At 44.4% G+C, this 22,162-nt stretch carries 20 protein-coding genes; 8 read left to right on the forward strand and 12 right to left on the reverse strand.

Translation table 11 applies throughout. The features are described from left to right. The first annotated feature begins 90 nt into the window (after positions 1-90). Together AACS92_RS19190 and yihA are read left to right on the forward strand one after the other, a co-directional pair. Positions 91-987, forward strand: a complete 897-nt coding sequence (locus AACS92_RS19190) for a LysR family transcriptional regulator (protein ID WP_099109231.1) — start codon at positions 91-93, stop codon at positions 985-987. A 111-nt stretch (positions 988-1,098) separates the two neighbouring features. Then, positions 1,099-1,722: a ribosome biogenesis GTP-binding protein YihA/YsxC gene (gene yihA / locus AACS92_RS19195; protein WP_099109232.1), complete on the forward strand. Its 624-nt coding sequence runs from the start codon at positions 1,099-1,101 to the stop codon at positions 1,720-1,722. Between the two features lie 222 nt (positions 1,723-1,944). Here the strand turns inward: yihA and AACS92_RS22050 are convergent, their stop codons facing one another. The 4 genes from AACS92_RS22050 to AACS92_RS19210 all read right to left on the reverse strand — a co-directional run bounded on the left by AACS92_RS22050 (position 1,945) and on the right by AACS92_RS19210 (position 7,213). Beyond that, the gene (locus AACS92_RS22050; RefSeq protein ID WP_438361642.1) at positions 1,945-1,992 is read right to left on the reverse strand and encodes a hypothetical protein; all 48 of its coding nucleotides are present in this window, start codon (positions 1,990-1,992) and stop codon (positions 1,945-1,947) included. 280 nt (positions 1,993-2,272) lie between these two features. Further along, positions 2,273-5,110, reverse strand: coding sequence for a DNA polymerase I (gene polA, locus AACS92_RS19200; protein WP_099109233.1), 2,838 nt, complete (start codon positions 5,108-5,110; stop codon positions 2,273-2,275). A 484-nt stretch (positions 5,111-5,594) separates the two neighbouring features. After that, complete coding sequence (gene dsbA, locus AACS92_RS19205) at positions 5,595-6,218, reverse strand: thiol:disulfide interchange protein DsbA (RefSeq protein WP_099109234.1); 624 nt, start codon at positions 6,216-6,218, stop codon at positions 5,595-5,597. Positions 6,219-6,235: 17 nt separating this feature from the next. Then, the gene (locus AACS92_RS19210) at positions 6,236-7,213 is read right to left on the reverse strand and encodes a serine/threonine protein kinase (RefSeq protein ID WP_099109280.1); all 978 of its coding nucleotides are present in this window, start codon (positions 7,211-7,213) and stop codon (positions 6,236-6,238) included. A 241-nt stretch (positions 7,214-7,454) separates the two neighbouring features. Between AACS92_RS19210 and mobA the strand changes: the two genes are divergently transcribed. The 3 genes from mobA to AACS92_RS19225 all read left to right on the forward strand — a co-directional run bounded on the left by mobA (position 7,455) and on the right by AACS92_RS19225 (position 9,860). Next, the gene (gene mobA, locus AACS92_RS19215; RefSeq protein WP_099109235.1) at positions 7,455-8,057 is read left to right on the forward strand and encodes a molybdenum cofactor guanylyltransferase MobA; all 603 of its coding nucleotides are present in this window, start codon (positions 7,455-7,457) and stop codon (positions 8,055-8,057) included. After that, positions 8,054-8,614 (forward strand): molybdopterin-guanine dinucleotide biosynthesis protein MobB, encoded by a 561-nt coding sequence (gene mobB / locus AACS92_RS19220; RefSeq protein ID WP_099109236.1) that lies wholly within the window; start codon positions 8,054-8,056, stop codon positions 8,612-8,614. The genes mobA and mobB overlap by 4 nt, the downstream gene beginning before the upstream one ends. Before the next feature lie 496 nt (positions 8,615-9,110). Next, positions 9,111-9,860 (forward strand): hypothetical protein, encoded by a 750-nt coding sequence (locus AACS92_RS19225; RefSeq protein WP_099109237.1) that lies wholly within the window; start codon positions 9,111-9,113, stop codon positions 9,858-9,860. A 104-nt stretch (positions 9,861-9,964) separates the two neighbouring features. Here AACS92_RS19225 and lsrG read toward each other — a convergent pair whose 3' ends face one another. The 6 genes from lsrG to lsrA all read right to left on the reverse strand — a co-directional run bounded on the left by lsrG (position 9,965) and on the right by lsrA (position 15,860). Continuing rightward, the gene (gene lsrG, locus AACS92_RS19230) at positions 9,965-10,264 is read right to left on the reverse strand and encodes a (4S)-4-hydroxy-5-phosphonooxypentane-2,3-dione isomerase (RefSeq protein ID WP_099109238.1); all 300 of its coding nucleotides are present in this window, start codon (positions 10,262-10,264) and stop codon (positions 9,965-9,967) included. Position 10,265: 1 nt separating this feature from the next. Beyond that, positions 10,266-11,150 carry a 3-hydroxy-5-phosphonooxypentane-2,4-dione thiolase gene (gene lsrF, locus AACS92_RS19235; RefSeq protein ID WP_099109239.1) on the reverse strand — a complete coding sequence of 295 codons (885 nt, stop codon included), beginning with the start codon at positions 11,148-11,150 and terminating at the stop codon, positions 10,266-10,268. A 56-nt stretch (positions 11,151-11,206) separates the two neighbouring features. Next, entirely contained in the window at positions 11,207-12,244 is a 1,038-nt protein-coding gene (gene lsrB, locus AACS92_RS19240) for an autoinducer 2 ABC transporter substrate-binding protein LsrB (protein WP_099109282.1), read from the reverse strand. A gap of 87 nt (positions 12,245-12,331) precedes the next feature. Next, positions 12,332-13,330 (reverse strand): autoinducer 2 ABC transporter permease LsrD, encoded by a 999-nt coding sequence (lsrD, locus tag AACS92_RS19245; protein WP_304440762.1) that lies wholly within the window; start codon positions 13,328-13,330, stop codon positions 12,332-12,334. Next, the gene (lsrC, locus tag AACS92_RS19250; protein WP_369800377.1) at positions 13,327-14,355 is read right to left on the reverse strand and encodes an autoinducer 2 ABC transporter permease LsrC; all 1,029 of its coding nucleotides are present in this window, start codon (positions 14,353-14,355) and stop codon (positions 13,327-13,329) included. Before lsrC ends, lsrD begins: the two co-directional genes overlap by 4 nt. A 5-nt stretch (positions 14,356-14,360) precedes the next feature. Beyond that, entirely contained in the window at positions 14,361-15,860 is a 1,500-nt protein-coding gene (gene lsrA / locus AACS92_RS19255) for an autoinducer 2 ABC transporter ATP-binding protein LsrA (protein WP_099109283.1), read from the reverse strand. Between the two features lie 384 nt (positions 15,861-16,244). Between lsrA and lsrR the strand changes: the two genes are divergently transcribed. Both lsrR and lsrK read left to right on the forward strand, forming a co-directional pair. Continuing rightward, on the forward strand, positions 16,245-17,315 hold the full coding sequence (gene lsrR, locus AACS92_RS19260; RefSeq protein ID WP_099109241.1) for a transcriptional regulator LsrR: 1,071 nt from the start codon (positions 16,245-16,247) through the stop codon (positions 17,313-17,315). Between the two features lie 167 nt (positions 17,316-17,482). After that, entirely contained in the window at positions 17,483-19,075 is a 1,593-nt protein-coding gene (gene lsrK / locus AACS92_RS19265; protein ID WP_099109242.1) for an autoinducer-2 kinase, read from the forward strand. Positions 19,076-19,130: 55 nt separating this feature from the next. Here lsrK and AACS92_RS19270 read toward each other — a convergent pair whose 3' ends face one another. Next, positions 19,131-19,517: an acyl-CoA thioesterase gene (locus tag AACS92_RS19270; RefSeq protein WP_099109243.1), complete on the reverse strand. Its 387-nt coding sequence runs from the start codon at positions 19,515-19,517 to the stop codon at positions 19,131-19,133. 376 nt (positions 19,518-19,893) lie between these two features. Continuing rightward, positions 19,894-21,123, reverse strand: coding sequence for a Tm-1-like ATP-binding domain-containing protein (locus tag AACS92_RS19275; protein ID WP_099109244.1), 1,230 nt, complete (start codon positions 21,121-21,123; stop codon positions 19,894-19,896). A 247-nt stretch (positions 21,124-21,370) separates the two neighbouring features. On the opposite strand from AACS92_RS19275, the gene AACS92_RS19280 reads away from it, so the two are divergent. Then, positions 21,371-22,003: a TetR/AcrR family transcriptional regulator gene (locus AACS92_RS19280; protein ID WP_099109245.1), complete on the forward strand. Its 633-nt coding sequence runs from the start codon at positions 21,371-21,373 to the stop codon at positions 22,001-22,003. The last annotated feature ends 159 nt before the right edge of the window (positions 22,004-22,162 follow it).

The following is a 22,162-nucleotide window of genomic DNA, read 5'->3' on the forward strand; positions in this document are numbered from 1 at the left end:
GCCAATATTGCGATAACGGTTTAATTTTGTTAAATAAATAATTCCTTTCTTATCATTGAATTTATCAATGATGGTAATGCGAGGTGCCCTATGGAGCAGAATATTCGTGCTGATCGTCTGGATGGTCGGCAAGTCACATTTGAACAATTACGAGCATTCGTCTTCGTCGCCAAACACGGCGGATTTACCCGTGCAGGAGAAGAATTAGGAAGAACTCAATCTACGCTTAGCTTGAGTATTAAACGACTTGAAGAAGATATTGGCTGCCGTTTAATTAATCGACGACAAGGGCAGATTATTGGTTTAACCAATGAAGGAAAACAACTCTTACCCGTAGCAAAAGATATTTTATTTCGCATGACACAAGCCCTGCACTCAGTGAAGTCATTTCAGCTCAGAGGCAGGATCGCTCTCGGTGTGCCGGATGATTTCAACATTAAAAACCTACACCAGGCTATCTCATGGTGTCTAGAAAAAAATCCGGGGTTAAAGATAGAAATTACGGCAGCGCCCTCTCCGATACTCTCGGCTATGACTGAGAAGCAACAATTGGATGTGGTTATTCTTAAAAGTGTGGAAGGAAAACCCGTCAATACTGAGACTGAAACACTTCTTCAAATTGAGCCATTACACTGGGTTGCCTCAAAAGATTTATATTTCAATGAACTGCAAGAAATACCATTAGTGACTTTTTCTGAAGGATGCGTCATCAGAGCGTGTGCTATTAAGGCATTGGAAGATATGAATAAGCCCTATTTTTTGGCGTACGTCAGTGCCTCATTTAGTAATATCAGCAGTGCAATACAACATGGTTTGGGAATCGGGTTATTACCGGACAGTGCCATAACTGATGATTTATGCGTTTTATCTTCTAAGCATGCTGTTCCCGGCGTTCCGGCAATTCAGCTCGCTCTTAAAATTGTAACCCAAGGTGAACTGTACACACTTTTTGCTGAATATCTACGCCGTTCACTGGCAGAAGCTTGATCTCTGCTTAGCAGCAACAAGAGCAGCCAAAAAGTTAACCTGTCCACAAGCCGCTGCTCTCGCTATAATCACCACGCTGTTTTTCGTGTATTCCGCAGGGAGATAACCATTTTGACCATCAAGAACTATAACTATCACATGACCCACTTTGTCACGAGTGCGCCAGATATCCGCCACCTGCCTCCGGAGACGGGCATTGAAGTCGCGTTTGCCGGTCGGTCAAATGCAGGTAAATCCAGTGCCCTGAATGCACTGACCCGGCAAAAGAGCCTTGCTCGTACCAGTAAGACACCCGGACGTACCCAGCTGATTAACCTGTTTCAGGTAGAGGAAGGCGTACGCCTTGTTGACCTGCCGGGTTATGGTTATGCACAGGTGCCAGAGGAGATGAAACTCAAATGGCAGAAAGCACTGGGTGAATATCTCCAGAAACGTGAGTGTCTGCAAGGGCTGGTTGTGTTGATGGATATCCGTCATCCGCTGAAAGATCTGGATATGCAGATGATCGAATGGGCCGTTGTGATGCAGGTTCCTGTCATGGTTCTGCTGACCAAAGCCGATAAACTGGCATCAGGTGCACGTAAAAGTCAGTTGAATAAGGTACGTCAGGAGTTGGCATTTCTGGAAGGTAACATTCAGATTGAGTATTTCTCTGCTCTGAAAAAAATCGGTATCGATAAACTTGAACAAAAACTTGATACTTGGTTCAGCCAGCCTGCTATTGAGGTGGAGTAATTTCCACCTTTTTTTCTCCCGTCCTCGGAAAAAACCGTAAACCACGCCCTCTTCCCCAATAGATTTCAAGTTGCATCGCGGCGGCAAATGAGCGAATCCCCGGGAGCATAGTTAGCTATGTGACTGGGGTGAGTGAGTGAAGCCAACAAAGAGGCGGTTTGAAAGATGAAGGGGAAATAAAAAAATGCCCCAGCCAAAAGAGATGGCTGGGGCAGCTAATATTCAGCTAAATCCGATTACGTGAAGTAAAAGGTCTGAAAGATAGAACATCTTACCTCTGTACCCTACGCCGACAACTTTACCCTATTTTTTTTATCAGCAAAAGATTTTTTTGTAATTAATTTTCATAAAATGTCTCGATTAAGCCCAAATTATGTGATCAAACACCGAGATTACACCATTTTTTTTGTAGTTTAATTACATATTTGTGAGATCTAGATCTAATCTAAAAATGAACCAAAATTCTTATATCATGCCTATTCACGGCATAACGGAGAGATTTTTGGCTCATTAAATAGACGTCATTTATATAAAAATTATTCAAGAAAAATCAGTGAGCCTGATCCCAGTTATCCCCCGTTCCTACATCTACTTTCAGAGGGACATCGAGCTGCATGCTTTTCTCCATAAGCTCTCTGATTTTCTGTTCTGCGGCAGCCAGCTCTGACTCATGCACTTCAAATACCAATTCATCGTGAACCTGCATGATCATACGCACTTTTGGCTGTTCACGGACGATCCATTCATCGACTGCAATCATGGCCAGTTTGATAATATCCGCCGCAGTACCCTGCATTGGAGCATTGATAGCTTCGCGTTCAGAGGCTTTACGGCGCATGCCATTACGTGATTTGATATCCGGCAGGTACAGGCGACGCCCTTCCAGCGTTTCAACAAACCCATGTTCAGCCGCCTGCTGACGGGTACGTTCCATATATTCCAGCACGCCCGGATAACGCTCAAAATAAAGATCCATATAACGCTGGGCCTCTCCACGCGGAATACCCAACTGACGGGACAAGCCAAACGCACTCATGCCATAGATTAAGCCAAAGTTAATCGCTTTAGCACTGCGGCGTTGCTCACTCGTCACCTGCTCCAGAGGGAGTCCAAAAACTTCTGCGGCAGTTGCACGGTGAATGTCTTTACCCTGTGCAAAAGCCTCCAGCAAGCCTTTGTCCTGCGATAAATGCGCCATAATCCGCAACTCAATCTGCGAATAGTCCGCTGCCAGAATGCGATAACCTTCTGGTGCAATAAATGCCTGACGGATACGTCGTCCTTCTTCATTACGGACAGGAATATTTTGCAGGTTAGGATCACGGGAAGAGAGGCGCCCGGTCGCAGTTACAGCCTGATGATAAGAGGTGTGAACTCGCTGTGTCACTGGGCTGACCATCTGTGGCAGCTTGTCAGTATAGGTCGATTTCAGTTTTGCCAGACCGCGATGTTCGAGAATAACCCTCGGCAGCTCATGATGTTCTGCCAGCTCTTCCAGCACTTCTTCATTGGTCGATGGCGCACCGTTCGGTGTTTTTTTCACAACAGGCAGGCTCATTTTTTCAAACAGAATAACCTGTAATTGCTTAGGTGAAGCCAGATTAAATTCTTCTCCAGCCAGCTCATAAGCCGATTTTTCCAGTTCGAGTAAACGTGCCGTAATTTCTTTTGAATGCTCTGCCAGCGTGTTGGCATCAATCAGAACACCCGTTCTTTCCATGCGGGAAAGCACCGGAACCAGCGGCATTTCGATATTCTGGAAAACTTTTTTCAGTGTCGGAACAGAATCAACCTGTGGGTACATAGCCTGATGCAGACGCAGAGTAATATCGGCATCTTCCGCAGCATATTTAGCCGCCTCTTCCAGAGCGATCTGGTTGAAAGTAAGCTGTTTTTTACCCTTTCCGGCAATTTCTTCAAAAGTCGTGGTTTTATAGCCTAAATGACGCTCTGCAAGGCTATCCATATCATGCCGCCCTGCAACACTGTTCAGCACATAGGATTCCAGCATCGTATCAAAAACAATACCATTCAGTGCCACGCCATAACGTTCGAGCACGCCTCGGTCAAATTTCAGGTTCTGACCAATTTTAGGCAGGCTCGCATCTTCCAGCAGCGGTTTCAGTGCTTCAAGCACCTCATTCCGATCCAGCTGTTGTGGGGCATCCAGATAATCATGCCCCAGCGGCAGATATGCAGCCTCAACATCCGGTTCCCCTTCTGCCGGTTTTTCCACATCATTGACCTGACTTACAACGGCAAAAGACATGCCCACCAGATTAGCAGTTAACGTATCCAGTCCGTCGGTCTCTGTATCGAAAGAAAATGCCGGAGCCTGTTTCAGTTTTTCAATCCATTCATCAAGGGATTTCCGATCAAGGATAGTCTGGTAGCTTTCCGGAGAAATATTGACAACAGCGGGTTTTCCGGGAGCTGAAGATTTCGGTGCAGCGCCTGTCGTTGACTTTTTCCCGCCTTTTTCCGCCGAACGACTTTCCAGCCAACCGCCGTCTTGTACATCATTCAGCCAGCGTTTGAATTCGTAGCGGCTGAATTGTGCCAATAATTCCTCGTTATCAGGGGCAAAGACCGCCAAATCCAGACAAGTTTTATCCAGATCAACATCGGTTTTAATGGTTGCCAGCAGGTAAGAGAGATAAGCCACCTCTTTATGCTGCTCCATTTTGCCGCTCAGTGTTTTTGCACCACGGAAGCTGAGCGTTGCAATCTCATCCAGTCTGGCATAGATATCATTCAGCCCGCCAAGCCCCTGTAATAACCCTAGAGCCGTTTTCTCACCGACACCCGGTACACCCGGAATATTATCGGAAGAGTCTCCCATCAGTGCGAGGAAATCGATGATAAGTTCCGGAGGAATACCATACTTTTCAATGACCTCTTCCGGACCTAAAATTGTGTTGGTCATGGTGTTTATCAGGGTGATATTCGGCGTGACCAGTTGAGCCATATCTTTATCACCCGTACTGATCAGGACAGAACGGCCTTCTTTTTCTGCCTGTAGTGCCAGTGTGCCAATGACATCATCCGCTTCAACGCCCGGCACAACCAGAACGGGTAAGCCCATCGCCCTGACCATGTTATGCAAAGGCTCAATCTGATCACGCAAATCATCCGGCATCGGCGGGCGATGGGATTTATATTCAGCGAATAATTCATCACGAAATGTTTTGCCTTTGGCATCAAACACAACCGCAACATGGCTGGGCCGATACTGCATGATCAAACTGCGCAGCATATTCAGTACACCATACATGGCGCCTGTCGGTTCGCCCGCACTGTTTGTCAGAGGAGGGAAAGCATGGTATGCGCGATAAAGGTATGAAGAACCATCAACCAAAATCAGGGGATTATCTGCTATCTGTACCATAAAATTGTCTTCGTCGTTCTGGAGTATGAATAAAGAATAGGATGCCACACTGTACTGTCATAGACGAATGTTGCGATCATTTTCTCGTTCTGATACCCGCTCTTTAATAAGTTTTCTGATAAATGAATTGTGGATAACTTTGTGCACAAAAAATTGGCACATAAAACAGATTTATGTATATCCATATCAAAAACGGATAACTGGAGGTAAAAATCAATGAATTACGTCAAATATTACGAAAATATTGCAATTGCTTACAAATCACCGACTTGTGGATATAACCGGAGTTTATGTTATGAAAGGGTAATTTCAGCAAGCATTGTGCCAGCCCTGTAATTAGCTGGCACAATGCCTGTATTATTTTTTACTCTTTGTCTTTCAGGTTGGCCGGGAAAATTCGCTCACGACAAATTTGTTATTCCCTTGCACTGCGATACGGCTTGAAATCCATTGAGTACATATAAAACTAAAGTTTTTTTATTGCTTATTTTTTGGTTACCAGATAATTCACAACATCCGAGAATTTTTTAGCGTAGTCCTGAACCGATTTAGTCTCAATTCCGCCATTATTAATCATGTATTTACCAAGAACAAACGTGGCCGGAACACCCTGCAACTGAAAATCCTGAGCCGCCTGACGTTCTTTAGATGCTACCGATTTCACAATGAAACTATTCAGCGCTGCGTCATAATCTTCACCAGAAATACCGGCTTTAATAAATGCATTACGGATATCAGCTTTAGTATTGATAGTCTGAGTTTTCTGGATGCCATCAAATAATACAGGTAACACTTTATCCTGTACTTTCAGAACAATAGCAACAGCCCAGGCATCTGTCAGATCTTTCCCCAAAGGCCCGAGAAAATCAACGTGATAACGTTCATGCGTAACGCCTTCCGGCAGGTTTTTTGCTATCGTGCCGGGAACATGAAAGATATTCTCAAACTGGTAACAGTGCGGGCAATAAAAAGAGAAAAACTCCACAACCTGAGGTTGATCAGCAACCGCTTTTTTAAGTTCAACATACTGCTTGCCTTCAGAAAAATCAGAAGCGCTGGCATTAAATGCCATAAACACTCCCACCAATGCGAACCAAAATTTTTTCATCGTGATCTCCAGAAAAATTAATACATCGGGGTTAGCTGTAAGGGGGGTTCCTGTAACAGCCGGATTTGTTCAGCAAAAAGACTTATCTGCTTATGCCAAAAGTCACTGTCGGCCATCCATGGAAACGCTTTGGGAAAAGCAGGATCCTGCCAGCGACGAGCAACCCATGCCAGATAATAGACCATCCGCATCGCACGCAAAGGTTCTATCAGAGCCAGTGTTTTCAGATCGAACTCCGCAAACTGGTTATATGATTCAAGCAGAATATCCAGTTGAATCAACTGTTCTTGCCGTGAGCCGTTAAGTAACATCCATAAATCCTGAATCGCCGGACCATTACGGGCATCATCAAGATCAACGAACCATGCCTCGTCGCGCCACAAGATATTACCAGCATGGCAGTCACCATGCAGCCGTAATCCCTGCCAGTCAACATTCCACTGTGACTCAACAACTTTATTCAGTTCGTCCAGCGAAGCAAAGAAAGCAGCTTTATGCGCATCAGGTATGAGGTTGCATTCTGTCAAATATTGATAGGGTTGGTATAAATATTCATTGAGGCTGATAGTCGGGCGGGCAGAAAATGTTTTCTGGTAGCCTATCTGATGAACTTTCCCCAGTAACCTCCCGACATCTTCCAGCTGATCAAAATTATCAGACTCATACTGACGGCCACCTACACTGGGGAAAACGGCAAAAAAGAACCCATCATGTTCCAGTACTGTTTGCCCATCAAGAACCAGCGGCGCAGCAACTGATAAATCTGCCTGCTGTAACGCCAGCGTAAATTCATGCTCTTCCTGAATTTGCTGCCTGTTCCAGCGCTGAGGACGATAGAATTTCACGACATAACGTTTACGGTCTTCATCCATAAACTGATAGACCCGGTTTTCGTAGCTATTCAGCTCAGTTAAACCCGAATCAACACGCAGACCAGACTGCGCCAGTGCATCCATTATCAAATCCGGCGTAATATTTTGAAAATTAAAAGCCATAGTTTCTGCCACAACAAAGTTCTCTTTAATCAGTCGTTAATCATACCCTGGAGGTACAGTGAACAGCCCGCAACCATAACCCTTATTACAACAAAGGGACATGATTGGGAGAAAAAATTGGGCTGTCAACGCGCGTAAAGGTTATACTCATTTGTTCATATAAGCACTGTTACATATTGATTCACAAGGGTTACATAACCAAAGATAAAATATATCGGTTAAAAATATCAGGTGATTTAACATGACGTATCCAAAAATCAGTGGTGCCATTCTGGCCGGAGGGCTATCCACCCGCATGGGCGGAAATGATAAGGGATTACTGCAATTCGGTGGAGCACCATTATACCAACACATAGCTGCAAAGTTGCAGCCACAAGTTCATGAACTGCTGATTAACGCCAACCGCAATCAGGCAGTGTATCAACAAAGTGGTTATCCCATTATTCCTGACATCATCACTGATTTTTCCGGGCCATTGGCCGGAATGCTGGCAGTATTGAAGAAGGCCATTCATGAGTGGGTGATATTCGTGCCTTGCGATGTACCGGATTTCCCTGATGATCTGGTGGAAAAGCTTTGGCGCTATAAAGAACACGCATGGGCGGCTTATGTACACGATTGTGAACGTGCCCATCCGACACTTGCCCTGATGCACCGCAGCCTGATACCCAGACTGGAAAGCTACCTTGCATTAGGTGACAGAAAACTGATGTTCTTTATGCAAATGATTAAAGCAAAAACCGTCTATATTCCGCATCCAGAATCCTTCACCAATCTGAATACACCAGAAGAGTGCCAAAACTGGCAATGCCAGCACTGGGAATGTCTTCGGGAGTCAGCATGAATCAAAGTAATACCCCGATGAATTTGCCATTACTGGGGATCACCGCTTACAGTGGAACCGGTAAAACTACCCTGCTCAAACAGGTTATTCCCCTGTTACGCCAGCAACAAATCCGGGTGGGGTTAATTAAACATACTCACCATAATATGGATGTCGATAAGCCGGGAAAAGACAGCTATGAGCTGAGAAAATCGGGAGCGGCACAAACACTGGTTGCCAGCCAACAACGCTGGGCCTTAATGACAGAAACACCGGCACTCCCCGAACTGGATTTGCATTATCTTGCCAGTCGATTTGATGCGACTTCACTGGATTTGATTCTGGTTGAGGGGTTCAAAAATGAAGCTATTGCGAAAATCGCCCTGTACCGGGATGGTTTAAATCACACCTTCGAAGAACTCATTGATCCCTATGTCATCGCTGTCGCCAGCGATATCCCGCTGAATACGCCACTACCACAGCTTGATATTAACCGACCGGAACAGGTAGCTGAATTTATTGTGAAGTGGCTGTTATTAACCCCGCCAGCTACTTTCTCTCTGGCTCATTCACAATAAAAGAAAACTGACCTGCTAACTGAATATAGTTTCATAAAATAACTATTTCCCATCTCAACAACCTCTGAGATTTATATCAAAGGGGTTCCCTGTTTTAATTCATAATAATAATTTCTTTTATTAATGTAATTTCCAATTGAAATGATTTGAGCCAATTGTAATACATGCCATACAGTGGTGGTCATTTTATTATGGAAAATAAAAACGGCAATATTACCGACCTCGGATTACATCATCTAGTAATTCTATTTTTTAAATAAAAATATCGATAAACAAAAGGAAATAAAAAATAACAAAAGGACAAATAAAATCCGAACAATATAAAAACACTTAATCCAATTGCTTTTATATTAAATAAAAATTTTCACTTAAATAACACGCAACCTTTCAGTTACGTGAACGCTAATTATTTAGGTGAAATACTTCGAACCATTTAATCAGGTTATTTTTCATTCTTAAAGAATGACCATTTTAATTATATATAGATAAAGGAATAATGATGATCAAGACAGATAAATATCAGCCAGTTGGCGACGCAAGCATTGGCTACCCACAAATTTGTATTCGAACTAATCGAACCGCTGAACGTACGAATGTAACGCCAATGATAGCCGCAGCTATGTTTATCGCCAAAAACTTCCCTTGGAGTTTGAATGATAATGAGAAAGAAGTTGTTATTAAAGGCGTATTAAAGTTACTGGGAGTTGCCTTTGGTAGTGGCGGTTTTGGCCATGCATGGGTTATTTACTTTAATAGTGAAAAAGAGGGTGATAATACTTCATATGCTTTTCATCCGGGATATGGATTCGTAAAAAACTCAGAACATAGCACGACCGATGATTCAGCCGAGAGAAAATTTCATATTCAGCATTGTGTGAAGATTAATGACAAATCTATCACTCCTGAATTTATAGAACAGCATTTTATTCCTGAATTAGTCGATGAAAGTAATCAGTTGTCAAAACTGATGAAACTGACCTCTGAAGATATGAAGAATGGTGCATATACGCCTGTAACAAACTGTTCATGGTTTGCAGGAAAACTCTGGAACCAGATCATGCAACTGGAATTCGAACAATCTGGTGAAAGCGGTATGAATCAGCTGGAATTCGAACAAACTATTGGTAATGATATCAATATGGATGAATTGGCAGAGCAATTGGGCCTTCCATTCTTGAAAGAAATTCAAGGCATCGGAGATCCTGGAATGCTTGCAGAAAGCATTAAAAATCTCTTGAATATTTAACGCAAAATTTCTGCTGAATGTAATTACAAACAACTGGCTTAATTAAACCAGTAAAAAATAAACGCCTTGATGTTATCACCAAGGCGTTATTCCCAATTGAAGATTTATTTTCCTTCCGGCATCAACCCAATAAATGAGGTCTTTTTCCGGGGTTCACTCATCAGGGATTCCAGTTTCTCAACACAGCGCAGATAATGTGGTGTTGTTTTATGAGCCGCAACGGCTGCCTCATCAATATAGGCTTCATAGATATAAAAACGGGTCGGGATATTCTCATCCTGCAATACATCAAACCGTAAATTGCCCGGTTCTCTCACAGAGCCAAGGTGATTATCACGGAATACCTCAATAAATTCGGCGATCTTGTCGGCTTTGACATTAATCTCAACTAAAGTAACGTGCATATTATTCTCCCTTTGCTTTCTCACTCAGGAACAACTCATAGGCCTGAGCAGGCTTTTCATTGTGATGCACTACCGCCTGAACAGCTTTAAGCATGGCTATCGGTGCTTCTGACTGGAAAATGTTGCGCCCCATATCGACACCGGATGCCCCCTGATCAATGGCCTGATAGCACATGGTTAACGCCTCCATCTCCGGTAATTTCTTACCTCCGGCAATCACAATCGGCACCGGGCAGCCGGCCGCAATGCGTTCAAAACCGGTATCAACATAATAAGTTTTGATGATATTCGCGCCCATTTCCGCAGCAATGCGGGTTGCCAGTGAGAAGTAACGCTGATCACGCGCCATATCCTTACCTACGCCTGTTACCGCCATCGTCGGCATACCATAACGCGTGCCCTGATCCACCAGCTTGATAATATTTTTGATGGACTGATGTTCATACTCTGAACCAATATAAACCTGGGCCGCCACAGCACAAACATTCAGCCGGAGTGCATCTTCCATAGCAACAGCAACCGCCTCATTTGAAAGCTCAGTCAGCATGGAGTTTGCACCGGATGCGCGCAACACCACCGGTTTATTAGTGGCTGGCGGAACCTGACTGCGCAAAATACCGCGCGTACACATCAGCACATCGGTATGCTCAAACAGTGGAGCAATATTGATGTCGATACGCTCCAGCCCGGTTGTCGGCCCCTGAAAATAACCGTGATCAAACGCCAGCATCACCGTTTTATTGGTTGCCGGATTGAAAATACGCGCTAAACGCGATTGCATTCCCCAATCCAGCGCGCCACAACCTTTCAGTTCAAACAGCGTATTCTTTTGCGGTGTATCAATGCCAAAATCTTTACCGTCTTTGATATCATCTAAATCTGCCATTTTTCTCTCCAGAAAATAGCAGAGTCAGGCTGTGTGCCGACTCTGCGAAACATGAATCAGAAATTGTATTGGTTGATGTTTTCTTTGGTAAAAATCACGCGCTCCGGCATCACAACAATGCCATTGCCCTTCGCTTCAAAGCGATATCCCTGAACGCTATTCGGTGAAACCTCAAGTGTACCGATGTCAGGAATAGTTAATTTATCGCCCACATTCAGGTCGCCCTTTTTCAGCATTTCACTGGCAACATGAATCGCTATCTTGCCCTGTTTAACGACATCCCACAGGGCAAACTGTTTGACTGTGCCGTTTTCGACATAAGGGCGCATGACATTCGGCGTACTGAATCCGACAATCGCCACATCCTTACGTTTCAGGTTTTCCGCAGCCTGTGCCGCCGCTGGCAGTGCATTAGCATCCGGAGCAATAATCACATCCAAATCACCCCATGCTTTCAAAATGCCTTCCGCAGTCTGCAAAGACTTGGTGGCATCGTTATAGCCAAACTGCGTGGTCACAACTTCCCAGTCAGGATGTTCTGCGGTAATTTTGGCTTTGGCTTCTTTCACCCATTGGTTTTGATCTGTCACTGTGGGGCTGGAGTAAAAAAACGCCACTTTCGTTTTTCCCTGTTTCTCCGCTTTTTCTTTTTTCACCTGACTGGCGGCCATTTCCACTAATAACCCACCCAACTGTTTTGGTGTTCCCTGATCGATATAGATGGAGCGGCATTCTGGTGCGGTGTCTGAATCCCACGTCAGTACTTTTACACCACGCTGCATAGCTCGTTTCAATGCCGGACACAGACCGTCCGGTGATACTGCCGACACGATAATTGCGTTATATCCCTGATTGACAAAATTATTGATAAGCTGTACCTGTCCCGCCACACTTGGCTCGGTCGGGCCATCATAAGTGACATCAATCCCCAGCGCCTTACCCGCTGCCACTGCTCCCTGCCCACCGCTGGTAAAGAACCCGACACCGACCAGCTTCGGAATAAACGCAATCCTGTCAGCAGCCTGTGCCCAGGAAGTACATGCCAGACTCAATACACCCGCTAAAACCAGTTTTTTCATTGCCGATTTTTTCATTATCAGTGCTTTCATGCCTGTCTCCGCTCTTTTCTCTTTCAGTTCAGGAACCGTTTTCTATTTAAGAAATCATTCAGGAATAGTTCATTAAAAAGCCGATGTCCTCCAACGCTGCCACCAGTCCCGGATTTGATAGCGATGCAGAGAAACAGAACGCCCGACCACCACCACGATGAGCAAAGCGCCGGATAAGGCGCTGGATATCTGATTCGGGATCCCCACCATCTGCAATCCCTGCTGCAAATATCCCACCAGCAAAACAGCCAATGCTGTGCCGATAATAGAACCGGAGCCACCATAAATATTAGCTCCACCTAAAACTGCCGCAGTAATGGCTGGCATCAGGAACGAACTCCCCAGATCTGAGCGGGCTGAACCAAAATAGGACACCAGAATGATCGCAGCCAGAGCTGAAGACAAACCCAACAGGGCATACAGCAGGCACAGGGTTTTATTAACAGGAACCGCCGCATAACGGGCGACACGGTTATTCATCCCAATCAGAAAAACGTTGCGTCCCCGATGAGTGCGATGCATAAACAACCAGAACCCGATAACGCAAAAAATAAAAACAACCAACGGGACAGGCAGTTTAAATAGTGTCAGATTGGCAAAATCAGTAAATGTAGCCGGAAAACCTCCAATGCCCTCATAACCTGTCGCACCGGATAACCCCGACAGTAATAACGCACTCCCGCCAAACAGGTACATAGTTCCGAGGGTAATCACCAGAGGATTCACACCGGTATAGAAAATCAGCCCGTGGTTAATCAGGCCGCATATCATTCCCACAATCAAAGTCAAAGGAAGAGCGGCTATCATCGGCATTCCAGCCTGATGCATTATCCCCAGTGCAATAGCACATAAGCCGATAACAGCGCCAAACGAAATATCAATTCCGCCACTGACAATCACCATCGTGAGTGGCAGAGCAACAATACCAATACAGATAAAGTCACTGGTACTGAACAACAACACATTGATATCCAGCATACGTGGATTGGCTATGCCAAATAACAGAATCTCCAGTACCAGCAAAATAGCGAGGGCCGTTTCCCATCCATGACGTTTAATCGCACTTATCATGATGTTCTCCTGCCTGCTTCCGATGAATGGGCTACGGGTTCATCGTCGGGTTTAAGAAAACTGGCATAACGTTGCTGACGTAGGTTCTTTTCAACGGCGCTGCGCAACCGGCCATCAAGTACCAACACCAGCAGTAAAACCAGACCGGCAATAAAATCGTTCCACCATGCCGGCAACCGGAGTAATACCAACACACTGTCGATTTGTGTCAGGAAGTAAGCACCGAAAATCGCCCCTATCACGGTTCCCACGCCGCCCAGCAAACTAATACCACCCAACACACAGGCAGCAATCGCTTTCATTTCCAGCCCGCTTCCCGTCTGATTCGGAATAAATCCAATCTGAGCCACAAATACAATGCCAGCCAGTGCCGCCATCACACCATTTGTGGCAAACGCAGCAATACGAATGCGATTCACCGGCACACCAATCTGTCGCGCCCCTTGCAGATTGTCACCGGTAGCATAGAATCCGCGGCCAAAATTCGTGATTTTCAGCATCCACGTCATTGCTAAAACCAGTAAGATCAACAACCACCCGATGAACGAGATGCCCAATAAAACAGGTCTGGCAAGTTCTTTTACATCAGCTGGCAGGCCCTCGATCCATTTCCCGCCGGTCAGCAGTAACATCAGACCCCGATATAAACCCAGCGTACCTAACGTAGCGACAATTGCCGGAATTTTCAGCCAGACCACCAGCACACCATTTACCAGCCCTGCGGCCATACCCACCAAGAGTGTTATAAGGCAGGCTATCGACAGAGGAAAACCGGCATTGAGTGATATCCCCAGCACCACAGCGCATAACCCAGTGGTCGAACCGACAGAGACATCGATATTACGCGTGAGCATCACCAGCGCAGCTCCCGTTGCCAGCAACATCAGGATTTGCGCATTCGCAAAAATCATGGTGACAGTCTGGAAACTAAAAACATCGTGCTCCAGACTTCTTAGCAGGGCAAACAAACCTAAAATAGCGAGCAATGCGGTAGCTTCGCGATTGTTCTGAATAAAGGTCTGGATGAATTTCAACATAGCGCCCTCTCACCAAACGAAAGATGCATAATGGCATCTACACTCATATTGGATTTATCAAGGTGGCCACAGATTTCTCCGTGATGCATCACCAGCGTCCTGTCAGCCAGTTGTACAATTTCATCAAGATCAGAGGAGATAAGCAGAACCGCCACTTGCTGGCTGGCAATACTACGGATCAACTGATAAATATCAGTACGCGCACCGACATCAACACCCCGTGTCGGTTCATCAATAATCAAAACAGCGGGTTTCGCCTCCAGACATTTCGCAATCAAAATCTTCTGCTGATTCCCACCAGACAAAGTACGTACCGGCTGACTGGCATGGCTGTAACGAATATTGAGTGCCCGGCGATAACGCTCAAGCACAGCGGCATCATAGGCAGGGCGAGCCCAGAAAGCGTTCTGGTTATGAGTCAGTGAACACACATTCCAGCTCAGGGAAGCATCAAGAAATAACCCCGATGCCTGCCGATCTTCCGGCAGATAAACCAGACCACACCGCAATCGGGCTGCGGTATTCAACGAATTAAGTACCTGCTGACGCAAACGGATCTCACCACTCACCACTGGCCGCAATCCATATAACGTTTCCGCCAGCTCCGTACGCCCGGCCCCTACAACACCCGCCAGACCAACAATCTCCCCGGCTTTCAGTGTCAGGGAAATATCCCGGAAACCTTCACCATACAAAGCAGTCACTTCAAGCATTGGATCAGCGTGATCACCAATGTGCTGAAGATTTCCGGCATCCAACCATAACTTCTGCGTTTTTGTTAATACAGAATCTTTTACCGTGGGCGTTATTGCCTGAATGATAGTTTCTGTTGAAAAACCCGCCATTGCACCGCTAAGAGCGGTCATTCCATCCCGCATCACACTGACATAATCAGCAATCTGACGAATTTCAGGTATTTTATGGGAAATAAAAATGATCCCAACCTGTTGCTGCTGTAATTCCCGTATCCGTTCAAACAAACGTTCTGTTTCGGCGGGTGTCAGGGAGGCTGTCGGTTCATCAAGGATCAGAATACGGGAATTGCGCATCAGGCCACGCATGATTTCCACCATCTGCTGATCCGCTACATCCAGACTTCCTGCTGGTGCACTCAGGTTTAACCGGCAGTTCAGCTGTGTCAGCAGTTGCTGCATCCGGCTTTTACTGGCTAGGTGCTTAGGCAGGCGAAACAGAATATTTTCCTGAACAGAAAGATTGGGGAATAACAAAGGTTCCTGCGGTACCAGATAAATGCCCAATTGGTGCGCTTTAGCCGGAGTCAGCTGACTAATGGCGTTTCCTTCCATCATCAGCGTCCCTGCATCCGGCTGCTCAAGGCCCGCAATGATCTTCATCAGTGTTGATTTACCCGCTCCATTTCCTCCCAATAAGGCATGAACCTGCCCTGCCATCAGAGTGAAATCAATCTGCTTCAACACGGCTAAACCGGAAAACTGTTTAGCGATCCCTCTAACAGCCAATAGCGGTAACATAGGTAATGTATTAGCGGCTTGATTTTGTAACGAATGTTTTTGTGACGAATGCTGTTGTGATGGATGCCTTTGCAATAAATGAGTTTGCAATGAATCATTGGCGGAATTGCTTTGTGACATCATGCTACCTCAGGGTGTTTATGATTTTGCTTCTGCTTTCCGTCCCAATTCTGACACTGACTCCGATACTCAATATGAACATTTATAAGATTAAAAATCTTTTGTTCATGACTCTAATTCATATTATGAAATATTTGCAAAATTTTGATCACATTTTATGAAAAAATTAGATCTTCATTAAGATATGTTCAATTTTTGTGGAATACCTCTGGCACGACAGAGGCTTTCATGCTTAATTCTTTTTCAGGGAATAAATAAGTTGTTATGACAATCAAACCAAACAAGAAAAAATCAGCATCAGAAAAAAACGTGTCATCCGAGGATCTTCATTATTCGGGTAATGGCTATACCAGCCATAGCTATTCAGAAAATAGTTATCCAGAAAATAGTTATCCAGAAAACAGCGATTCAGGAAACAACATGAGTGAAGAAGAACTACTGGCCCGGGTTGCCTGGTTTTACTATCACGATGGCCTGACACAGGGAGACATCGGTGAATTGCTTGGTCTAAGCCGGCTTAAGGTCTCCCGTTTGCTGGAAAAAGGGCGGAAATCCGGTGTGATCCACGTTCAGATAAACTCTCGCTATGAGGGCTGTCTGGAGCTGGAAGATGCTCTGAAAAAACGTTTTAATCTGAATAAAGTGCGTGTTCTTCCCGCCCTTGAAGGCATTAACCTGAATACCCGGTTAGGTACCGGAGCTGCCCCTTTACTGATGTCACTGATTGAACCCCGACAGCTTCTGGCGATCGGTTTTGGTGAAGCTCCCATGTGCACTTTACAGCATCTGAGCGGTTTTATTTCCTCCCAACAGGTACGTCTGGTAACACTATCCGGTGGTGTTGGCTCTTATATGACCGGTATCGGCCAGCTTGACGCAGACTGCCCTGTCAGCATCATCCCTGCACCACTTCGGGCATCAACCCGACAGGTTGCCACAACATTCCGTGAAGAACGCAGTGTGCGGGATGTCATACTGACTGCCTGTGCTGCTGATATCGCCGTTGTCGGCATTGGCGCCATCAACCAGAGGCAACAGGCAACCATCATGCGTTCCGGCTATATCAGCGATGGTGAACAACTGATGTTCGGGCGCAAAGGCGCTATCGGAGATATTCTCGGTTACTTCTTCAATGCTGAAGGTGAATTGGTCAGTGATATCGATATTCATCAGGAACTGATCGGCCTCTCACTACCAGAGCTGAAAACCATACCGAATGTGATTGGTGTCGCTGGTGGAATTGAAAAAGCCGATGCCATCGTTGCGGCGCTAAAAGGCGGCTATATTAATTCACTGGTCACGGAAGAAAAAACCGCAAGGGCGATGCTGATGTGATTGTCTAATATACACAATGGATTTCAAGCAATATCACGGCAGCAAAGGAATGCAGCCAACAAAGAGGTAATTTAAAAAGACGAAGAGTATAAATTCCCCGTGCCATATCGTAGTCCTTAATCAACAACCAGCAGGCTAATGAGATAACGACAAACGAGGATAGCATCATGAACCAACGCACTCATGCTCACTCATCAGGGAATTATCTGATGGCGCTTGATGCAGGAACAGGCAGTATACGTGCAGTCATATTTGATCTGGAAGGTAATCAAATCTCTGTTGGGCAGTCAGAATGGGTGCACCAGCCTGTACCGAATGTCGCAGGCTCAATGGAATTTGATCTGCAAACCAACTGGCAACTTACCTGCCAATGTATCCGGCAAGCCTTGCAAAAGGCTGAACTACCAGCCAGCGCAATTCAGGGAGTTGCGGCTTGCTCAATGCGGGAAGGGATCGTCCTGTACAATCGGAACGGCGATCCCATTTGGGCATGTGCCAACGTTGATGCCCGTTCCAGTCATGAAGTCAGTGAACTGAAAGAGCTGTACAATAATACGTTTGAATATGATGTTTATCGCTATTCGGGCCAGACATTAGCGCTGGGAGCAATGCCCCGCTTATTATGGCTTGCTCACCACCGTGCCGACATTTATCGACAAGCCAGTACGTTAACGATGATCAGTGACTGGCTGGCCTATATGCTAAGTGGTGAACTGGCCGTTGATCCATCCAACGCAGGCACAACCGGCATGTTGGATTTAGTGAGCCGCGACTGGCGCCCCAGCCTGCTGGAAATGGCCGGATTGCGTTCTGATATTCTCTCTCCGGTTAAAGAAACAGGCACATTACTCGGATACATAACAAACAAAGCGGCAGCAGAGTGTGGTCTCGACAGCGGAACACCGGTCATTATGGGAGGTGGAGATGTTCAGCTCGGTTGCCTTGGTATTGGTGTTGTCAGGCCCGCTCAAACCGCAGTGCTTGGCGGAACATTCTGGCAGCAGGTCGTTAACCTGCCGGAACCGATGACCGACCCCAACATGAACATCCGTATTAATCCTCACGTCATCCCCGGCATGGCACAGGCAGAATCAATCAGCTTCTTCACCGGCCTTACCATGCGCTGGTTCCGCGATGCTTTCTGTGCCGAAGAAAAACTGATGGCAGATCGGCTGGGTATTGATGCTTACGCTCTGCTGGAAGAGATGGCGGCACGGGTTCCCGCCGGATCATATGGTGTAATGCCAATCTTCTCCGATGTCATGCGCTTTAAATCTTGGTATCACGCTGCGCCTTCCTTCCTCAACCTGTCGATTGATCCGGAAAAATGCAACAAAGCCACTCTGTTCAGAGCACTGGAAGAAAATGCGGCTATCGTCTCAGCCTGTAATCTGGATATCGTTGCGACATTCTCGGGTGTTCAGCCAGATTCTCTGGTTTTTGCTGGTGGAGGCTCAAAAGGCAAACTCTGGAGCCAGATCCTCTCCGATGTCACCGGATTACCGGTAAGAGTTCCCGTCGTTAAAGAAGCTACGGCTCTGGGATGTGCTATCGCCGCAGGCGTCGGGGTGTCACTGTATGACTCCATGCCGGAAACCGGGGAAAGATTAGTGCGCTGGGAGCGGGAATATCTGCCGAACTCAGGCCACTGGGATGTTTATCAAAAAGCAAAAAAAGATTGGCAGGCAGTCTATGCTGATCAACTTCATCTCGTCGATGATGGGCTGACAACCTCGTTGTGGAAAGCGCCGGGTTTGTGATTTTTTTGTTGAGTGGCCTCTTATTAATCAGAGGCCAGAATAGACACGATTATCTTTAGTCTTCAACCGCATTCATCACAATTTCAGGTACAGTCGGGCGCCCATTCACTAAACAAGTAGCGACAAACGTCGCATCAGCATACACAACGCCATCAACCAAAATTTGCTGCTCAAAATTAATCCGGTTACGTTTTTCATTTCTGGCGACTTTGCAGGTCACCTCCATCTTATTCCCTTTCTGGAGGCTTTTTCTAAAACGCAGACTATATTCAATAATGACGTGCATCCGCCCGGCTTTGAATTCTTCTTCTAAATCTAGACCTAACGCTTCTTTCATAAACGCATGCCGGGTCCATTCCAGATAGAACGGATAATAAAGTCCATCAACAACACCTTGAAAATCAACGTGCTGATCGTCCACTAAATACTCTTTAGAAAACATCACAGATCCTTAAAATAATTTAACAGAGCAAATCTCATCGGAAAAATAAGTCTTAGTTTATTGAAGACATTATTTATATTATTTCTGGGAATATTATCTCATACAACTGTGCATCCATCTCCTATCATTTTTATAATAAGAGCACAAAATTTCCAATTAATTAATAAACCGATCTGATAATAAAGTTAATTGATAAATTAAACAATAAATAAAAACACGCCTGTGGATATTTCCACAGGCGTGCCTGGTGTTGGTAATAAAGTAAATCTTCGTTTTAATTATAAATTCACGCAGTTGATTATTATGTTATTTACCGCGACATTTAATTGAATCAATATCATTGAACAATGGGATTAACTAATTTATTAAGAAATTACTAAACTTTTATGCTATTTATCATTTCCTTATGTAACTGAATAACTTGTTCACAAAACTCTGTTGAATTGATGTGATATGGACTAAAAATAAGTTTTCGTTTTTCCGTTATTTTATAATTAGTTGAAAATGACTGAATGAAAGCATTATTAGCATCTGGAGACCAGAAAACTCCACCTTCAATATCTAAAGCAGAAAAACCACCTGTTGGAATAATAAAACGAATCTCCCCTTCACAACGGTTAAGTTTTTCAGCAAGCCACATCCCTAATTGATGATTCTCTTCTCGAGTCGTCCTCATCAATGTTACCTGTGCGTTATGATGATAAAGTTGACGATTTTTATATTGTTCAGGTATTGTCGAGGAGTGTCCAAAATTAACCATGTCTAGTGCACCACAAGATATAACACATGGCGTTTTTGTCTGAGCAATACTATCAAAACGATCTTCATCACAAGCCAAAACACCACCAAAAAGATAATTGCATACCTCAGAAATTGTAATATCCAGCACAGAATGTAATAAATTACTGTCTACCAGCTTTTCCATTGCTTTACCGCCACTCCCGGTGGCGTGAAATACCAGACAATCATAATCGTTCTCTAATTTGGCAGTAATTTGCTGGACACAATGTGTTGTTACTCCAAACATAGTTAACGCTACTGCTGGTTTCTGCTGGAAATATATATCTTCCTGATCATTAAAATAAACTGATCCAGCAATCTGATAAGCCGCATTTCTCAAGATCTTTCGAGAAATAAAGTTTAGGCCTGAAACATCAGTAACTGAATACATCATAGAGATATCACTTACCCCGATATAACCTGAGATGTTACCCGATGCCATCGTTGAAACCATAAGCTTTGGTAAACCTATAGGCAAAGCCTGCATTGCAAGGGTAATCAACGCTGTGCCACCAGAGCCACCTAATCCTAGAATCCCAGCAATATCGGTTTGTTGCTGTAAATAATTACGAAAAGCAATTGCCATTGCCGCAATAGCTTCTCCTCTATCACTACAAAATACGGCTTGTTTCCCATCAGGGTGATAACCTGCAATTATCTCTGAATGAACATCTGCCTCATGAACTAACTGGTTAGGCTTTGTTGTTAAATCAACAATACGGACAACAAGACCGATTTTTTTTATTAGTTCACTTACATAAAAAACTTCTGTACTTTTAGTATCCAATGTTGCGGCAATATAGACAAATCCTTGATACTTTTTCATAAGAAGACCTTTACTCGCCACAACTCATGATGTAAAAAGCAAGAAACTATTTTTATGAGACTACAGTATCATTTATCAATCATATATAATGAGACTGCAGTCTCATTTTAAAATTTATCTAATCAATAAAGACGAGAAAGATCACAAGGCCAATAACAATATCAATATAAAACAACTAGTTGATTGAATTACAAAAAATAATAACCAATTAAAAAATAAAATAATTTAATTTTAAAAGGGCTCAGTGATGCTGCCTATTCACACATTTCCGAACTATACAGGTACTCGTAAGCGTACTTATCAATTACTCATTAACACTGCTCTAACTCTATTTGAGCAAGGGATAATGCCATCAATATCAGAACTGGCTTTACAAGCTGGCGTTTCCCGAGCAACAGCATACCGTTATTTCCCGACACAAAGTGATCTGATTGCTGCTACTGTCAATACTAGCTTAAGGCCAATTCTTACCTGGCAACCTAAAAGTGAAAAAACAGAAGAACGAATAATTGAATTGATGGATTTCGCTTATCCTCGAATGTTTGAATATGAGGTAGCACTTAGAGCTGCATTGCAAGTGTCATTACAACAATGGATAGAAAGGCGCTCTTTATCTTCTAAGCCCAGAGAAAAACAATTGGAAAGAGGGAACCGAAAAGAAACTTTATCAATGGTAACATTGCCGATGAAAAACTCCTACTCTCCTGAAATTATTGATAAGGTAATAAAATCTTTTTCTATTATTTATGGATCAGAGATTTTTTTAGTATTGAAAGATATTTGGAAGATTAATAATGAACAAGTTATTGAAATAGCAAAATGGATGGCAAAAGCTATTATGAATCAGGCAATTGAAGACAATAAGAACAAAGAAAAATAAGGTACTCCATCCACTAATAAATAGATAAAAAATTCAGTAATGATGAAATTATTCTCAGGGGACCTTGTTTAAGATTTTGTGTAATCGCCATTTCCAATTAAACGTGACCGTCTAAACGGTCACCAAATTCAATCATAAAACGACTCATCGCAAGACGCC

Source organism: Xenorhabdus sp. KJ12.1, from assembly GCF_963876495.1.
GTDB classification, from domain to species: Bacteria; Pseudomonadota; Gammaproteobacteria; order Enterobacterales; family Enterobacteriaceae; genus Xenorhabdus; species Xenorhabdus stockiae.

Bases quoted from the DNA above. Each gene is read 5' to 3' on its own strand.
- AACS92_RS19280 (WP_099109245.1), top strand. From the start codon at position 21,371: ATGCTGCCTATTCACACATTTCCGAACTATACAGGTACTCGTAAGCGT.
- AACS92_RS19275 (WP_099109244.1), bottom strand. From the start codon at position 21,123: ATGAAAAAGTATCAAGGATTTGTCTATATTGCCGCAACATTGGATACT.
- mobA (WP_099109235.1), top strand. From the start codon at position 7,455: ATGACGTATCCAAAAATCAGTGGTGCCATTCTGGCCGGAGGGCTATCC.
- AACS92_RS19190 (WP_099109231.1), top strand. From the start codon at position 91: ATGGAGCAGAATATTCGTGCTGATCGTCTGGATGGTCGGCAAGTCACA.
- polA (WP_099109233.1), bottom strand. From the start codon at position 5,110: ATGGTACAGATAGCAGATAATCCCCTGATTTTGGTTGATGGTTCTTCA.
- lsrK (WP_099109242.1), top strand. From the start codon at position 17,483: ATGAACCAACGCACTCATGCTCACTCATCAGGGAATTATCTGATGGCG.
- lsrF (WP_099109239.1), bottom strand. From the start codon at position 11,150: ATGGCAGATTTAGATGATATCAAAGACGGTAAAGATTTTGGCATTGAT.
- AACS92_RS19210 (WP_099109280.1), bottom strand. From the start codon at position 7,213: ATGGCTTTTAATTTTCAAAATATTACGCCGGATTTGATAATGGATGCA.
- lsrD (WP_304440762.1), bottom strand. From the start codon at position 13,330: ATGATAAGTGCGATTAAACGTCATGGATGGGAAACGGCCCTCGCTATT.
- lsrA (WP_099109283.1), bottom strand. From the start codon at position 15,860: ATGTTACCGCTATTGGCTGTTAGAGGGATCGCTAAACAGTTTTCCGGT.
- lsrB (WP_099109282.1), bottom strand. From the start codon at position 12,244: ATGAAAAAATCGGCAATGAAAAAACTGGTTTTAGCGGGTGTATTGAGT.
- dsbA (WP_099109234.1), bottom strand. From the start codon at position 6,218: ATGAAAAAATTTTGGTTCGCATTGGTGGGAGTGTTTATGGCATTTAAT.
- AACS92_RS19225 (WP_099109237.1), top strand. From the start codon at position 9,111: ATGATGATCAAGACAGATAAATATCAGCCAGTTGGCGACGCAAGCATT.
- mobB (WP_099109236.1), top strand. From the start codon at position 8,054: ATGAATCAAAGTAATACCCCGATGAATTTGCCATTACTGGGGATCACC.
- lsrR (WP_099109241.1), top strand. From the start codon at position 16,245: ATGACAATCAAACCAAACAAGAAAAAATCAGCATCAGAAAAAAACGTG.
- lsrG (WP_099109238.1), bottom strand. From the start codon at position 10,264: ATGCACGTTACTTTAGTTGAGATTAATGTCAAAGCCGACAAGATCGCC.
- AACS92_RS19270 (WP_099109243.1), bottom strand. From the start codon at position 19,517: ATGTTTTCTAAAGAGTATTTAGTGGACGATCAGCACGTTGATTTTCAA.